A 14,827-nucleotide genomic window follows, 5' to 3' on the forward strand; every position below is an offset into this window, starting at 1 on the left:
GCATGGTCGAGTACCGCATCGACCGGCGCTCCGGCGTCCCCACCTACGTCCAGATCGTGCAGCAGACCAAACAGGCGCTGCGACTCGGACTCCTTGAGCCGGGCGACAAGCTGCCGACCGCCCGCGAGGTCGTCGAGGCCACCGCCATCAACCCGAACACGGTGCTGAAGGCCTACCGCGAGCTGGAGCGCGAGGGCCTGGTCGAGGCCCACCGGGGCCTGGGCACCTTCGTGCGGCGCGCCCTGGCCACCACCCCGGCCGACTCCCCGCTCCGCACCGACCTCGACGCCTGGGCCGAGCGCGCCCGCGCCGCCGGGCTCGGCCGGGAGGACGTGGCCGCCCTCTTCACCGCCGTTCTCGAAGCGTTTTTCCAGGGAGACTCCGCATGACCGACACCGCTCTTGAGGCAGCCGCGCTGGGCAAGCGCTACGGGTGGCGGCCTGGGAGGTGGGCCCTGCGGGACTGCACCTTCCGGCTGCCGGCCGGCCGCGTCTGCGCCGTCGTCGGACCCAACGGCGCCGGGAAGTCCACGCTCTTCGCGCTCGCCGCCGGGCTGCTCGCGCCGACCGAGGGCGCCGTCACCGTGCTGGGCACCGACCCGGCGGCCGCCCGTGCCCGGGTCGGGTTCGTCGCGCAGGAGAAGCCGCTGTACCCGCAGCTCACCGTCGCCGACACGTTGCGGATGGGCGCCGACCTCAACCCCGGCCGCTGGGACGCGGCGGGCGCCGAGCAGATCGTCGCGGGCGGCGACCTCGACCCGGGGGCACGGATACGCACCCTCTCCGGCGGCCAGCGCACCCGCGTCGCCCTCGCCCTGGCCCTGGGCAAACGCCCCGAACTGCTGCTGCTCGACGAGCCGATGGCCGACCTCGACCCGCTCGCCCGGCACGAGCTGATGGGCGCCCTGATGTCCCAGGCCGCCCGGCACGGCACGACCATCGCGATGTCCTCGCACGTCGTCGCCGAACTGGACGGCTGCTGCGACCACCTCCTCCTGATCGGCGACGGCCGCACCCGCCTCGCCGGTGACATCGAGGACCTGCTCGCCGCCCACCGCCGGGTCACCGGGCCCGCCGCCACCGACGTCGCCGCCCACACCGTCGTCGAGTCGCGGACCACCGGGCGTCAGCTGACCGCGCTGCTGCGGCCCGCAGGACCGCTCCCCGACGGGCTGAGCGCCGACCAGCCGTCCCTGGAGGAACTGGTCCTGTCCTATCTGCGCAACCCGCAGGCCCCGGACCTCACCCCGGCCGCACCCCGGAAGGCCACCGCATGACCACCACCGCCCTCGCCCCCACCGTGAGCGCCCCGCACCTGGTGCGCTGGCTGCTGCGGCTGCACCGGCCCGCGCTGGCCGTGTGGACGGCGGCCGTCGTCGTCCTGGGCGGCGCCCTGCTCTGGCTCGGCGGGCCGCTCGCCGACGCCGCAGCGGCCGGCTGGCAGCAGTACAAGGCCTGCCCCGCCGGTACGAGCTGCGCCTGGGACCAGGCCGCGGTCCTGCGCTACCAGGACGTCTACCTGTACCTGTCCTGGGCCGTGCTCGTGCTGCCGTTCGCGGTGGCCGCCTGGTCCGGGGCCGCGCTGATCGGCCGCGAGGTCGAGACCGGCACCGCGCGGCTCTCCTGGACGCAGGCCGTGAGCCCGACGCGCTGGCTGGCCGCCAAGCTCGCCGCGCCGGGCGTCCTGATCGCCGTCGGCACCGGGCTGCTGGCGCTGCTGCACCGCAGGGCCTGGCTGGCCGGTGAGCACCGTGTCTACGCGGCCAGGTCCTGGTTGTCGTTCGAGACGTACTACGCCAACGGCCCGCTGCCCGTCGCCCTCGCCCTGGCCGGGCTGACCGGCGGCGCCCTGATCGGCGTGGCCAGGGGCCGCGCGCTCGCCGCACTCGGCGGGGGCCTGTCGCTGACGCTGCTGCTGTGGGGCCTGGTCCAGCTGGCCGTGCCGCGCCTCTACCCCGCCGTCACCACCTACACCGGCCTGCGCCACGACGGGCCGGGCGGCTCCGGCCTGAGCCTCGACTCCGGGCTGGTCACTGCCGACGGCACCCGCGTCCCCGACGTGCACTGCGGCACCATCGACTACCCGCCGTGCCGGGCGGTCTACGACAGGCTCGACGTCGTCAGCTTCTACCACGTCTATCACCCCGAGTCCCACTACTGGCCGCTCCAACTGGTCGGCACCGGGCTGGTGTCGGCCGTCGCCGGGCTGTGCGCGGTGGCCGCGTTCGCCCTGCTGAAGCACCGGACCACGGCGAAGGCGGTCGCCGTATGAGCGCCGTCGACATCGGGCTGGCCCGGGCCGTGCTGCGGCTGCACCGCCACGCCCTCGCGGTGTGGGGCGCGTTCGTCGTGCTCGTCGTCGCCGCCCTGGTGCTGCTGGTCGAGGTCGTCGCCGACCGCGTCCACGACAAGATCGCCACCTGCGCCCGCACCACCGGCGTCTGCGCGGCGAGCTTCTCCACCGTCGACTACGGCATCCCGCTGAACGCGACCGGCAACCTCGTCACCCTCGGGTTCTGGGCCGTCGCCGCCTGGGCGGGCGGTGCGCTGATCGCCCGCGAGCTGGAGAACGGCACCGCCCGCCTCGCCTGGACACAGGGCGTCTCACCGGGGCGCTGGCTGGCCGCCAAGCTCGCCCTGCCCGCGCTGACCCTGGTCGCCGGCGCCGGTGTGCTGGTCGCCGCCTTCCGGTGGGCCTGGGCCGCCCATCCCGACCTCGCGGACGCGGACTGGTCGGCCTCCGCCGAGTTCCTCACCAACGGCCCCGCCCTGATCGCCTACGCCCTGTGCGGCCTCGCCGTCGGCACCCTCACCGGGCTGCTGCTGCGCCGCCAACTGGCCGCGCTGGGCGTCTCGTTGGCCCTGGCCGTCGCGTTCGGCCGGCTCATGGACCACGTCCGCCCGCACCTGTGGCCGACGGTGACCCGCACCGGCGCCGGCGCGGGCGACCTGGTACCGGCCCACGCCTGGGAGGTCGCGGCCTCCTACCAGACCCACGGCACCTCCTGGGCAACGTTCCACCCGGCGTCCCACTTCTGGCCCATCCACCTGGCGGAAACGTCGATAGCCCTCGCCGTAGCCACATTGGCAACCGCCGCCGCCTTCACCGTGCAACGCCGCACCACGGCCTGACCTCCACGGCCACCGGGCCGGTGCGCCGCCGGGCTGCGGGGCTGCGGGGCTGCGGGGCCACCGGGCCAACCGACTCCTCAGCTCCCCAGCCTCCCGGCAGCCGCGTGATGGTCATGTGAAGGGTTGGGCGGGCTCCCTCCTCCCCCTCCCGGCGGTCGTGTGACGTAGCCGTTCTTTCGGTCTTTGGGGGAGCGGCGTACCGTCCAGGAGTGGGGCGGGGGCCCGGCAAACCTTGGTGTGGGGGTTCTTACCGGACATCTCCGGATTCTTTCCGTGCCGACGTTCGCGAGCCGCCCCGCGATATCCCCCACGCCATGTCCCCGTAACCAGTGGTTCAGACAAGCTTGCGACGCTCGCCTCATGACGCCCGCCGCGCCCGCGCCTTCGCCGCCCCCCGGGGGAACCGCCGGAAACGGGGACGCCCCCACCGCCGCACCCCCGCTCACTCCCGCTACGTCCGACGCGCCCGTAAAGGCCCGTACGCGGAAGAATGGGGGCATGAGTCAGTCAGACGCCCAGGAAAAGGTCCAGCACGCGCAGCCCTCCGTGGGCTCCATAGCCGCGCACCGCCCGCACACCGTGGCCGCCGCCGTCTCCGACCTGGAACCCGACCTCGACGCCGACCTCGACGAGTACGAGGAGTCGCCGTACGACGGGCCCCAGCTGCCCCAGGGCCGCTTCCTGGACCGCGAGCGCAGCTGGCTGGCGTTCAACGAACGCGTCCTGGAACTGGCCGAGGACCCCAACACCCCCCTGCTGGAACGCGCGAACTTCCTGGCCATCTTCGCCAGCAACCTCGACGAGTTCTTCATGGTCCGGGTGGCCGGTCTCAAGCGCCGCATCGCCACCGGCGTCGCCACCCGCTCCGCCTCCGGCCTCCAGCCGCGCGAGGTGCTGGAGATGATCTGGGCCCGCTCCCGCGAGCTGATGGCCCGGCACGCCGCCTGCTACCACGAGGACATCGCCCCCGCCCTCGCGGAGGAGGGCATCCACCTGGTCCGCTGGAGCGAGCTGACCGAGAAGGAACAGGCCCGCCTCTTCACCCTGTTCCGGCACCAGATCTTCCCCGTGCTGACCCCCCTCGCCGTGGACCCGGCGCACCCCTTCCCCTACATCTCGGGTCTCTCCCTGAACCTTGCCGTGGTGGTCCGCAACCCGGTCAGCGGCCACCGGCACTTCGCCCGGGTCAAGGTCCCCCCGCTGCTGTCCCGGTTCCTGGAGTGCTCCCCGGGGCGTTACGTCCCCATCGAGGACGTCATAGGCGCCCACCTGGAAGAGCTGTTCCCCGGCATGGAGGTCCTGGAGCACCACGCCTTCCGCCTCACCCGCAACGAGGACCTGGAGGTCGAGGAGGACGACACCGAGAACCTCCTCCAGGCCCTGGAGAAGGAACTGATGCGGCGCCGCTTCGGGCCGCCGGTGCGCCTGGAGGTCGAGGAGTCCATCGACCGCGAGGTTCTCGACCTGCTGGTGCGCGAGCTGAAGATCTCCGAGGCCGAGGTCTACCCGCTGCCCGGCCCCCTCGACCTCACCGGCCTCTTCCGCATCCACGGCCTGGACCGGCCCGAGCTGAAGTACCGCAAGTTCATCGCGGGCACCCACCGCGACCTGGCCGAGGTGGAGTCGGCGTCGGCGCCGGACATCTTCGCCGCCCTGCGCGCCCGGGACGTCCTGCTGCACCACCCCTACGACAGCTTCTCCACCTCCGTGCAGGCGTTCCTGGAACAGGCGGCGCAGGACCCGGACGTCCTCGCCATCAAGCAGACCCTGTACCGGACCTCCGGCGACTCCCCGATAGTCGACGCGCTCATCGAGGCCGCCGAGTCCGGCAAGCAGGTCCTCGTCCTGGTGGAGATCAAGGCCCGCTTCGACGAGCACGCCAACATCAAGTGGGCGCGCAAGCTGGAGGAGGCCGGCTGTCACGTCGTCTACGGCCTGGTCGGCCTGAAGACGCACTGCAAGCTGTCGCTGGTGGTCCGCCAGGAGGGCGACACGCTGCGCCGTTACAGCCACGTCGGCACCGGCAACTACCACCCCAAGACCGCCCGCCTCTACGAGGACCTCGGGCTGCTCACCGCGGACCCGCAGGTCGGCGCCGACCTGTCCGACCTGTTCAACCGGCTCTCCGGCTACTCCCGCCGGGAGACCTACCGACGGCTCTTGGTCGCGCCCAAGTCGCTGCGGGACGGCCTGATCGCGCGGATCAACAAGGAGGTCCAGCACCACCGTGCCGGGCGCCCCGCGTTCATCCGCATCAAGGTCAACTCGATGGTCGACGAGGCCATCATCGACGCCCTGTACCGGGCCTCGCAGGCGGGCGTCCCGGTCGACGTGTGGGTGCGCGGCATCTGCGCGGTGCGGCCCGGCGTCGCGGGGCTCTCCGAGAACATCAAGGTCCGCTCGATCCTCGGCCGCTTCCTGGAACACTCCCGGGTCTTCGCCTTCGGCAACGGCGGTGAGCCCGAGGTGTGGATCGGCAGCGCCGACATGATGCACCGCAACCTCGACCGCCGTATCGAGGCCCTGGTCAGGGTCGTCGACCCGGCCCACCGCGCGTCCCTGAACCGGATGCTGGAGACCGGGATGTCCGACACCACCGCGTCCTGGCACCTCGGCGCGGACGGCGAATGGGTGCGGCACGCCACCGACGCCGAGGGCGGACCGCTGCGCAACGTCCAGGAGATGCTCATAGACGCCCGGAGGCGCCGGCGTGGCACAGCAACACCTTGATCCCACGGCCGGGTCCACCCCCACCGGGTCCTGCCTCGCGCAGTACCTGCGGGCCCAGGCCACCGAGTTCCTGCGGGCGCTCAGACTGCACCGGGAGTCCGGCAGCGGCTCGGCCGGCCCGGACTCCTCCACCGAGGCGGCCCAGGCCCTGCGCCGTTCGGTGCGCCGGGTCAGCGCCAGCCTGCACACCTTCCGGCCGCTCCTCGACACCGAGTGGTCGGAGGCGCTGCGGCCCGAACTCGCCTGGGTGTCAGGCACGTTGGCGATGGAACACGCCTGCGCGGCCCGCCTCGAACGGCTGCTGAGCGCCCTGCACCGGCTGTCGGGAGCGGCGGCCTTCCCCGCCCAGGCCGACGGCGCGGGCCGCACCGGCACGCAGGAGCGCGGCAACCTCACGGTGGGCGCGGCCAAGGCGGGCGCCCTCCTGGAACGCCAGCTGACCCTGGCCAGGACCCGCGCCCACTCCAGCGCGCTCCAGGCGCTGGGCTCGTCCCGGTTCCACGCGGTCGCCGACAAGGTCGCGGTGCTGGCCAGCGAGGTGCCGCTGACCGGCCCCGGCGCCGATCTGCGCCCGTCGGCGTGCGCGGCCGAGGAACGCCTCTCCGCCGCCGTCTCCTCCCTCCCGCTCCTCACCGCGGGCCACCCCTACAACGCGGAGGCCCTCGTCCACGGCCTCTCCCCGGACCCGGCCCCGCATCCGCAGGACGCCCCCTGGCACCAGGTCCGCCTGCTGCTGCGCCTGCACCGCTACTCCCTCGAAGTCCTCAACGACGGCGACACCGCCCCCAGCGACGTCCGCCTCCTCACCGCGAGCGAGGCCCTGGACCGGCACCGGGACGCCTCGGAAGCGGCGGCGGCAGCGGCTGCGGCGGCCCGCACCCCGCGGATCGCCCCGGCGACGGCGTACGCGCTGGGGGTGCTCCACGCCGACCAGCGGCACGAGGTGGAGGCGGCCCGGTTCGCGTTCCAGCAGAGTTGGCAGAAACAGGCGGTACCCACCCGCTGACCCCACGACACGAAGGCGGCGCCACGGTGACCAGCACCCACGACCCCCTGATCCGGGCAGCCGGCTGCGTCCTATGGCGCCCCTCCCGGCTGGACCCCGGGCCTGGAGGTCGCGGCCGGCCCAGCACGGCCGGTCCGTGACCGGATGTGACCACGGCCAGCACTGCCCCACCCGGCTACAGCTGATCGCATGACGCACGAGCCCCGGCATGTCTCCCAAGTCGGGGCGTGGCGGGGCTGTTTCCATTTTTCGTTGTCCGCGACGGGACGCCGAACGCAGTCGTACTCTGGCCGCATGACGTATACGGGAAAAAAAGTCAAGGACACCGGGCGTGGAACTCGGATATGAGACCAACGGCCGCCACCGCACCGCCTACCTCGTCCACCCGGACGGTTCGTGGGCTCGCGCGTCCGCCGAGTGGACCGACCCGCCCGAAGTCCACCAGGGCGGCCCGCAACGGCTCTGGAACGCTCTCGAACGCATCCGCAACCGGCTGAACGCGGAAGGCTCGCTACCGCTGCTCGGCGCACGGGTCCGTATCACCCCCGACGGTGTCTGCCACCTGTCCCGCGGACACTGGCGCGCTTCCCTCGGGGCATAAAGACCCCGGCACGGCGGACAGGACGACCGTCCGGCAGCTCACCGTGCCCGACTGTGGCATCACGACCCGCTCACGTCCTCATCCGTGACGATGGCGATGAGCGCAGCCGCGACCAGGTCCCGGTCCCTGTCGTGCGTGAGTCGAGCATGGGCTTCATCCGGCGTGAGCCAGACAAGGTGACTGACCTCTTCGTTGGGCTCGAAGGCTCCCCCGGTTGCCTCTGCCGCCCAGTAGCGGACCTCTTTATGGCGGCCCTGATGATCGATGTACTGAGCAGAAGGCAACACTGCCCCCAAGCGGCACGTGTGACCGGTCTCTTCCAGGACCTCTCGAAGGGCTGCCTCGTCGAACCTCTCGCCTCGCTTGAGCTTGCCTTTGGGCCAGGACCAGTCAGCCCACCTGGGCCTGAAGACCAACCCGAGTTCCAGCCGGCCGACGGAGGAGCGACGCCACAGCACGCAGCCCGCCGCATGGACCAGAGATGCACGTTCCATGGATTCCATGTTCCCACCCTGGCGGGCCGTCCCAAGGAGGTTCGTTACTGGGTCGCCGAGGCCGTGTCCGGACGGTTCATCCCCAACGACGAGGTGGACCGCCTTCTCTGGCTGGCGCCCCCCGCCGCGATCGCCCGCCTCACCCAGCCCCGCGACCGCGACCTGATCGCGGCCCTCCCCCTGAACTGACTGAAGCGACGGGTCACCCCGCCCCCTCGTGGGAGGTGGCGTCGGTGCGGGCCTGGCTGCGGGCCCGGCGTGCGGGACCTCTCCAGCCGCATCCGCACCGCGCGAAACAGAACCGCCCCTGCTCGACGACCACCGTCCCGTGCCCGTCGGCCGCCGCAGAACCGTCCAACCCACGTTGCGCTGCCACCCCCTCACGGTACCCAGCACCGGTGAAGCCAAGGCATCCGCGTGACGGCGGCGCCCGTCCCGTCGTTATCCGGGCATTCAGGGGGCCCGTGACGGACGTACCGGGGGTAGGCGGACGATGGCGGAGCGACAACAGCACAGGTGGGGCGGTGCTCTCGCGGCGGGCGTCGCGGTCTGTCTCGGCGCGACGGGCTGCTCGGGCGGCGCGCGTGCCGACAACGCCCACCCCGGCGACCCGGTCGAGACCCTGCGCCGGGCGGCGGAGACGTTGGTCACGGCGGGCAGTTCCCGCACCCGCACCGCGATGGAGATGGCCACCGGCGGCACCCGCGTCACCATCCGGGGCGAGGGCGTCTACGACTACCGCCACCGCCTCGGCCGCCTCACGGTCACCCTGCCGCAGGACCCGGCGGGCACGGTCGAACACCGTCCGATCACCGAACTCCTCGCCCCCGGCGCCCTGTTCATGAAGAACCGCGGCGCCGGGGTGCCCGCCGACAAGTGGGTCCGCGTCGACACGGCGACCCTCTCCGACGGCAATCTCGTCACCGGCGGCGCCACCGACCCGTTCGCCGCCGCCGAGCTGCTGCGGGGCGTCCGCACCGCGGCCTACGTCGGCCGCACCGAGCTGGCCGGCACCCCGGTCCTGCACTACCGGGGCACCGCCGACCTCGCCCTGGCCGCGCGGGCCGCCCCCGCCGGTGACCGGGGTCCGCTGGAGGCGGCGGCGAAAGGGTTCGCCACGACGAAGGTGCCGTTCGACGTCTATCTCGACGACGCGGGCAGGCTGCGCAAGGTCAGACACCGCTTCAGCTTCGTCAACACGCAGCACGAGGGGGTCGTCGACGTGGCCTCGACGACGTTGCTCTACGGCTTCGGTGCCGCGGCCGAGGTACTACTTCCAGCCACGCGGGACATCTACGCGGGAAAGATCGCGGAGCAGTGAGGCAGGGGTACGGAGCGGGTCGGCGTCCTGCCCCGGGTGGAGACGGCGGCGGCGAGAACTAGCCCGTCCGTGCCATGCGCGAGGCGGAGCGGGCTCCTTACTCTAGAAAGCCGGTGACGGCAGAGACGAGGTGACGCACGTGGCTCCGGTCGGCGGTACGGCAGTTCAGGACCACGTGGCACTCGCCGAGATCGAGTTGTGCGGGGAGCTGATCATCGCCGCGTCCGCGGCGCACGGGGAGCGCCTGAGCCAGGAGAGCATCGACGAGGTCCTGAACGTGGGCCACCCCCGCACCCTCAAGTCCGACTGATCCGGGCCGATCCGGACTACTCCGGACTGATCCGGGCCGATCCCGCAGGTCAGGTCCGCAGCAACCGCCCGATCGCCTTGGTCGCCTCGTCCACCTTGGCGTCGATCTCGTCGCCGCCCTTGAGGGCCGCGTCGGCGACGCAGTGGCGCAGGTGCTCCTCCAGGAGCTGGAGGGCGAAGGACTGGAGGGCCTTGGTGGAGGCGGAGACCTGGGTGAGTATGTCGATGCAGTAGACGTCCTCGTCGACCATCCGTTGCAGCCCGCGGATCTGCCCCTCGATGCGACGCAGCCGTTTCAGATGCTCCCCTTTGCGCTCGTGATACCCGTGCGTGACGGGATGCGCGACGCTCCCGTCCTGCCCTTCGGAGGGCGTCGGGACCGCGTCGGCCTCGGTGGTCGTCATCACGTCCTCCAGTTCCGGATATATACCCCTGCCGGGTATATGGTAACGAAGTTTGCCGGGTAGAGGGCTTGGGGAAAGCCCCCGTGCTGATCACTGTCCCCGATGGGCGACACTGGTCGGCGGCCCATTAGCCGTGGCCGGATGATGCCCTTAGCATCAGCCTGACCGAAACCGATGCATCCCGAGGACCCCTTGTGCGCTTTCGTCTGACCCCCAGGGAGACGAGCTTCTACGACATGTTCGCCGCCTCCGCGGACAACATCGTCACGGGCTCGAAGCTCCTGATGGAACTGCTCGGGGCGGACTCCTCCGCCCGGGCCGAGATCGCGGAGCGGATGCGGGCAGCGGAACACGCGGGCGACGACGCCACGCATGCGATCTTCCACCAGCTGAACTCCTCGTTCATCACACCGTTCGACCGCGAGGACATCTACGCCCTCGCGTCGTGCCTCGACGACATCATGGACTTCATGGAGGAGGCCGTCGACCTGGTCGTCCTCTACAACGTCGAGGAACTGCCCAAGGGCGTCGAGCAGCAGATCGAGGTGCTGGCCAGGGCCGCGGTGCTGACGGCGGAGGCGATGCCGAACCTGCGCACCATGGACAACCTCACCGAGTACTGGATCGAGGTCAACCGGCTGGAGAACCAGGCCGACCAGATCCACCGCAAACTCCTCGCGCACCTCTTCAACGGCAAGTACGACGCGATCGAGGTGCTGAAGCTCAAGCAGATCGTGGACGTCCTGGAAGAGGCGGCGGACGCGTTCGAGCACGTGGCGAACACGGTGGAGACCATCGCCGTCAAGGAGTCCTGAGCCGACGATGGACACGTTCGCGCTCATCGCGACCATCGCGGTCGCGCTCTTCTTCACGTACACCAACGGCTTCCACGACTCGGCGAACGCGATCGCGACGTCCGTGTCGACGCGTGCGCTGACCCCGCGGGCGGCGCTGGCCATGGCCGCCGTCATGAACCTCGCCGGCGCCTTCCTCGGCTCCGGGGTCGCCAAGACGGTCAGCGAGGGCCTCATCCAGACGCCGGAGGGCTCCCAGGGGATGGGCATCCTCTTCGCGGCGCTGATCGGGGCGATCGCCTGGAACCTCGTCACCTGGTACTTCGGCCTCCCCTCATCCTCCTCGCACGCCCTGTTCGGGGGCATGGTCGGCGCGGCGCTCGCGGGCGGCACCAAGGTCTACTGGGACGGCGTCCTCGACAAGGTCGTCATCCCGATGTTCGTCTCCCCACTGGTCGGCCTGGTCGTCGGCTACCTGGTGATGACGGCGATCCTCTGGCTGTTCCGCAAGGCCAACCCGCACAAGGCGAAACGCGGTTTCCGCATCGCCCAGACCGTCTCGGCGGCCGGCATGGCCCTGGGCCACGGCCTCCAGGACGCCCAGAAGACGATGGGCATCGTGGTGATGGCCCTGGTCATCTCCGACGTCCAGAGCTACGGCGACCCCATCCCGGTCTGGGTGAAGATCATCTGCGCGGTGATGCTCTCGCTCGGCACCTACGCGGGCGGCTGGCGCATCATGCGCACCCTCGGCCGCAAGATCATCGAACTCGACCCGCCCCAGGGCTTCGCCGCGGAGACCACGGGCGCGTCGATCATGTTCACCACCGCCTTCCTCTTCAAGGCCCCCATCTCCACGACCCACGTCATCACGTCGGCCATCATGGGCGTCGGCGCGACCAAGCGCGTCAAGGCGGTCCGCTGGGGAGTGGCCAAGAACATCGTCCTGGGCTGGTTCATCACGATGCCGGCGGCGGCGTTGGTGGCGGCGGGGGCGTATGGGGTTGTGAGTCTGGCGTTTTTGTAGGGGGGCCTCCCGGTGCGGGGGAGGGGCAGCCTCAGCCCATCTCAGCCCGTCCGGCGCTTGAGGACGAGGCCGTTCAGGCCGAAGGGGGGTCTGGGGGCAGCGCCCCCAGGATCTTGTGCCTGGCCAGGCGACGCAGGCCGGCATCAATCAGCCCGTCCGGCGCTTGAGGACGAGGCCCGTTCAGGGCTGAAGCGGGGGTTCGGGGGCGGGACGCCGACGCCGGGGGACGTTCCAGTCGTCGAGCCGCTCGGTGACCCAGACGGGGTTGACCTGGTATTCGCGGGCGAGGCTGGTGATGGATGCCCCGGCGAGGTAGCGGGCGGTGACCTCAGCCTGGTCGGCGGTGAACTGGGCCTGGGCGGCCCTGACTTCGGCGGTGGAACGGCGCTGGGTGCGGCCTCGGAAGACGTGCCCGGCGGGTCGGCGCAGGGCGTGGGCCTCGTGCCGGTGACGCCGGGGCACCCCCCACTCGACGAGGCGCAGGGCGAGCCAGTTGGGGGTGACGCCGTAATCGGCGGCGATGCGGGAGACGGGTTCGTGGGCCTGGTAACGCCGGATGATGACATCACTGTCGGCGCGGGCGGCGTCGCGGGCGGCGATCTTTTCGGCGGGAGTGAGGGGGGCAACGGCCTTGGTGCGGGCGGGAGTTGTCACGGTGACGTCCATGGGTCCTCCGGCGCGAGGACGTAGAGGGGGTGGGCGAGCCCGCCGACCCGATGCCACACCGGCAACGGGGCGGGCGTGGGGGCGGGGGTGTAACTGTCGTGCGGGGTGCGGGAGTTCACGGGCCACACGGTGAGGGTGTAGGTGCAGTCGTCGTCGTCCGTGAAGGTCACGTAGAGCGGGTAGCCGCGTTTGATGTGGGTGCGGGCGGCGTGCAGTTCGTCGGTGTCGGCGGCCCAGGCGCGGAGTTCGCCGGAACAGCCGGGGTCGGGCACACGGAAGGCGTGCATCAGGGGTGACACCCACGGGGTGCCGGTGGGCCGGGGGGCCAGCCGGTCCGCGACCCGCACGGCCTCTCCGGCGAGCCAGCGCAGTATCAGCTTCGGGGAGATGGACTGGAACGTCCCGAGGACCAGCCACTTCGGTTCGCCGGTGCCGGGGGCGGACCACTCGGCGCGGACCTCGGCCCGGTAGCTCGACGGCTCCAGGGGAAGGCCGGTGCGGCGGGAGTGGTGGAGGGTGTTCGGCCACGCGGAACGGCGGCGTCGCCGGGGGCGTAACCAGCGCGGGAGGCGGAAGTTCAGCCGGGGGCGGGTGGTCATTTCGGGTCACGCTTGCAATAGGCGTTCGTGCGGCTCTGCGCGTTGGCACGGGCGAGTTCGGCACGCAGGCGCTGTTCGGGGCTGGCCGGCGAGACGTCGCGGGGATCGACGTCCCACTCGACACCCCCGTTCACGGGACGCAGGTACCAACGGCCGAACAACGCGGCCCGGAACTCACCCACCTTGTCGTGAGCGTCGACCAACAGGGTTCCGAGGGACGGGGCGGGTGGGGGTCCGTGCCTCGTGACGGGAACGGCACCCTTGGACCCGCCCGCGCCCAAGGCGACGGTGTTTACCTCTGCCGTAGGGTTGTCTTCATTCATGCTCGCCACCGCAAAGCTCCCTTCTTGGCTTTTCCTTAAGACAACTGCGGCGGATCAAGATCAGTTGGCACAGACCTTGCACAACGGGGGCTGGGTGTCACACATATGACGGCGCGTCGCACTGACCACATGCGACAGTGAACGCATGGAGAGCACTCCCGCGCCCGGTGAGAACATCGCCGTACTGCGCAAAGCACGAGGGCTGGGACAAGCCAAGCTGGCACGGCTGGCGGGTCTCTCTTTGTCCTACCTGAGCAAGATCGAAGTCGGGACCCGACCCGTCACGCCCCCGGTAGTGGCCGCCGTGGCAAAAGCCATGAGGGTGCCGACCGCGCGGATCTACGGACAGCCCTTCCTGGGCGTGACGGAGCAGGCTGAACTGCTCGACGCCCTACGGGACTCGGTACGGCGCTACACCCTGCCCCGGGAGGACGTTCCGCCACCGGCCCTGCTGGCGGCCGCCGTGGACAGGGCGATGCGGCTGCGGGCCGAGACGCGGTACCTGGAACTCCTCGCGATGCTGCCCAAGCTCCTGGGGCAGGTGACCGCAACGGCCCTGTCATCGCCGGGAGAAGCGGGAGCCTGGGCCCACGTTGTCGACGTGTACGGGTGCGCCTACGCGGCCGCTCACCGCATGGCACAGCCCGACCTCGCCGACATGATCGTGTCCCGGCAGGCCTGGGCCGCCCAGCAGACGTGGAACCCCGAGGCCGAGGTCGCCACGGCCTGGAACGAGGCCGGTACCTATCAGAGCGCCGGCCAGTACGCCGATGGAATCTCCATCGTCGAGCGGGCCATTTCCAAGTACGAGAATGTCGCGCGCGGTAACTCGCCCGCGAAGGCGATGAGTCTGGGCTCCCTCCACCTTCGGGGCGTTGTCCTTGCTTCGCGGCACAAGGACAAAGAAGCGGCTGCCGATCATCTCCGGAAGGCCCACGAGTACGCGGAACTCGTCCAGAGCGACCTGCTCTGGCACAACCTGACCTTCGGACCAGAAAATACGGCTCTCTACGAGCTGGCCGCCCACATCGAGCTGGGGAAGCCCGACAAGGCGGTGGAGATGGGCACGGTGCTGGTGGCCGCGCCTCCCCGGACCCTCACCCCGAACCGCCTCGGCCGGATGTACATCGACATAGCCCGCGCGCGGCTCGACACGAGGGACTACTCCGGCGCCGAAGAAGCCCTGGACAAGGCGTTCGCGGTCTCCCCGCAGATGACTGAGGTACACCCCATGGCAAGAGAGGTGATCCGGGTCCTCTTCGTCCTCCACCAGAGAACCCGGCCAGCACTCATGACGATGGCAAAGCGCACGGGCCTGTCCAACTGAGCCGATGCCCGGCGTGAAGGGTGCCGGGTTCGGCGGGGTCTGAGGCCGGGGACGTTGCCTCAAGTCCGTTCAGGCGGGCGGGGGTTGGTCGCCGT

The 14,827-nt window shown here is 71.1% G+C and carries 18 protein-coding genes and 1 pseudogene; 13 read left to right on the forward strand and 6 right to left on the reverse strand.

Annotation, left to right across the window (positions count from 1 at the left end; all coding sequences use genetic code 11):
• The first annotated feature begins 2 nt into the window (after positions 1 to 2).
• The 7 genes from ACIQOU_RS28245 to ACIQOU_RS28275 all read left to right on the forward strand — a co-directional run bounded on the left by ACIQOU_RS28245 (position 3) and on the right by ACIQOU_RS28275 (position 7,468).
• Positions 3 to 389 (forward strand): GntR family transcriptional regulator, encoded by a 387-nt coding sequence (locus tag ACIQOU_RS28245; protein WP_401540690.1) that lies wholly within the window; start codon positions 3 to 5, stop codon positions 387 to 389.
• Complete coding sequence (locus tag ACIQOU_RS28250) at positions 386 to 1,276, forward strand: ABC transporter ATP-binding protein (protein WP_401540693.1); 891 nt, start codon at positions 386 to 388, stop codon at positions 1,274 to 1,276. The genes ACIQOU_RS28245 and ACIQOU_RS28250 overlap by 4 nt, the downstream gene beginning before the upstream one ends.
• A complete protein-coding gene (locus ACIQOU_RS28255) occupies positions 1,273 to 2,271 on the forward strand; it encodes an ABC transporter permease (RefSeq protein WP_401540695.1) in 999 nt (332 codons plus the stop codon). Before ACIQOU_RS28250 ends, ACIQOU_RS28255 begins: the two co-directional genes overlap by 4 nt.
• Positions 2,268 to 3,131 carry a hypothetical protein gene (locus ACIQOU_RS28260; RefSeq protein WP_401540697.1) on the forward strand — a complete coding sequence of 288 codons (864 nt, stop codon included), beginning with the start codon at positions 2,268 to 2,270 and terminating at the stop codon, positions 3,129 to 3,131. The genes ACIQOU_RS28255 and ACIQOU_RS28260 overlap by 4 nt, the downstream gene beginning before the upstream one ends.
• A gap of 498 nt (positions 3,132 to 3,629) precedes the next feature.
• Entirely contained in the window at positions 3,630 to 5,861 is a 2,232-nt protein-coding gene (locus tag ACIQOU_RS28265) for an RNA degradosome polyphosphate kinase (RefSeq protein ID WP_401540700.1), read from the forward strand.
• The gene (locus ACIQOU_RS28270) at positions 5,842 to 6,867 is read left to right on the forward strand and encodes a CHAD domain-containing protein (RefSeq protein ID WP_401540703.1); all 1,026 of its coding nucleotides are present in this window, start codon (positions 5,842 to 5,844) and stop codon (positions 6,865 to 6,867) included. Before ACIQOU_RS28265 ends, ACIQOU_RS28270 begins: the two co-directional genes overlap by 20 nt.
• A 331-nt stretch (positions 6,868 to 7,198) precedes the next feature.
• Positions 7,199 to 7,468: a hypothetical protein gene (locus ACIQOU_RS28275; RefSeq protein WP_401540706.1), complete on the forward strand. Its 270-nt coding sequence runs from the start codon at positions 7,199 to 7,201 to the stop codon at positions 7,466 to 7,468.
• Positions 7,469 to 7,527: 59 nt separating this feature from the next.
• On the opposite strand, the gene ACIQOU_RS28280 is transcribed toward ACIQOU_RS28275, so the two are convergent.
• A complete protein-coding gene (locus ACIQOU_RS28280; RefSeq protein WP_401540708.1) occupies positions 7,528 to 7,962 on the reverse strand; it encodes an NUDIX hydrolase in 435 nt (144 codons plus the stop codon).
• A gap of 21 nt (positions 7,963 to 7,983) precedes the next feature.
• Between ACIQOU_RS28280 and ACIQOU_RS28285 the strand changes: the two are divergent.
• Positions 7,984 to 8,151: pseudogene (locus ACIQOU_RS28285) on the forward strand (DNA mismatch repair protein MutT); the annotation flags it as partial.
• Between the two features lie 13 nt (positions 8,152 to 8,164).
• Here the strand turns inward: ACIQOU_RS28285 and ACIQOU_RS28290 are convergent.
• A complete protein-coding gene (locus ACIQOU_RS28290) occupies positions 8,165 to 8,338 on the reverse strand; it encodes a hypothetical protein (RefSeq protein WP_401540711.1) in 174 nt (57 codons plus the stop codon).
• Positions 8,339 to 8,455: 117 nt separating this feature from the next.
• Here ACIQOU_RS28290 and ACIQOU_RS28295 point away from each other — a divergent pair, with 117 nt between their 5' ends.
• Together ACIQOU_RS28295 and ACIQOU_RS28300 are read left to right on the forward strand one after the other, a co-directional pair.
• The gene (locus ACIQOU_RS28295; RefSeq protein ID WP_401540714.1) at positions 8,456 to 9,283 is read left to right on the forward strand and encodes a hypothetical protein; all 828 of its coding nucleotides are present in this window, start codon (positions 8,456 to 8,458) and stop codon (positions 9,281 to 9,283) included.
• A gap of 130 nt (positions 9,284 to 9,413) precedes the next feature.
• Complete coding sequence (locus tag ACIQOU_RS28300; RefSeq protein ID WP_401540717.1) at positions 9,414 to 9,593, forward strand: hypothetical protein; 180 nt, start codon at positions 9,414 to 9,416, stop codon at positions 9,591 to 9,593.
• A gap of 49 nt (positions 9,594 to 9,642) precedes the next feature.
• Here ACIQOU_RS28300 and ACIQOU_RS28305 read toward each other — a convergent pair whose 3' ends face one another.
• Entirely contained in the window at positions 9,643 to 9,996 is a 354-nt protein-coding gene (locus ACIQOU_RS28305) for a metal-sensitive transcriptional regulator (protein ID WP_401540719.1), read from the reverse strand.
• A gap of 194 nt (positions 9,997 to 10,190) precedes the next feature.
• On the opposite strand from ACIQOU_RS28305, the gene ACIQOU_RS28310 reads away from it, so the two are divergent.
• Positions 10,191 to 10,811 carry a DUF47 domain-containing protein gene (locus ACIQOU_RS28310; protein ID WP_401540721.1) on the forward strand — a complete coding sequence of 207 codons (621 nt, stop codon included), beginning with the start codon at positions 10,191 to 10,193 and terminating at the stop codon, positions 10,809 to 10,811.
• A 7-nt stretch (positions 10,812 to 10,818) separates the two neighbouring features.
• Positions 10,819 to 11,817, forward strand: a complete 999-nt coding sequence (locus ACIQOU_RS28315) for an anion permease (protein ID WP_401540723.1) — start codon at positions 10,819 to 10,821, stop codon at positions 11,815 to 11,817.
• A gap of 180 nt (positions 11,818 to 11,997) precedes the next feature.
• Here ACIQOU_RS28315 and ACIQOU_RS28320 read toward each other — a convergent pair whose 3' ends face one another.
• From ACIQOU_RS28320 to ACIQOU_RS28330, 3 genes are read right to left on the reverse strand one after another with little or no spacing between them, the layout of a single operon-like run.
• Positions 11,998 to 12,483, reverse strand: coding sequence for a hypothetical protein (locus ACIQOU_RS28320; RefSeq protein ID WP_401540725.1), 486 nt, complete (start codon positions 12,481 to 12,483; stop codon positions 11,998 to 12,000).
• A complete protein-coding gene (locus tag ACIQOU_RS28325; protein WP_401540728.1) occupies positions 12,468 to 13,082 on the reverse strand; it encodes a hypothetical protein in 615 nt (204 codons plus the stop codon). Before ACIQOU_RS28325 ends, ACIQOU_RS28320 begins: the two co-directional genes overlap by 16 nt.
• The gene (locus ACIQOU_RS28330; RefSeq protein ID WP_401540731.1) at positions 13,079 to 13,285 is read right to left on the reverse strand and encodes a hypothetical protein; all 207 of its coding nucleotides are present in this window, start codon (positions 13,283 to 13,285) and stop codon (positions 13,079 to 13,081) included. Before ACIQOU_RS28330 ends, ACIQOU_RS28325 begins: the two co-directional genes overlap by 4 nt.
• Positions 13,286 to 13,550: 265 nt before the next feature.
• Between ACIQOU_RS28330 and ACIQOU_RS28335 the strand changes: the two genes are divergently transcribed.
• A complete protein-coding gene (locus tag ACIQOU_RS28335; protein WP_401540734.1) occupies positions 13,551 to 14,732 on the forward strand; it encodes a helix-turn-helix domain-containing protein in 1,182 nt (393 codons plus the stop codon).
• The last annotated feature ends 95 nt before the right edge of the window (positions 14,733 to 14,827 follow it).

The sequence above is a fragment of the Streptomyces sp. NPDC091279 genome (genome assembly GCF_044757465.1).
In the GTDB taxonomy this organism is placed as follows: domain Bacteria; phylum Actinomycetota; class Actinomycetes; order Streptomycetales; family Streptomycetaceae; genus Streptomyces.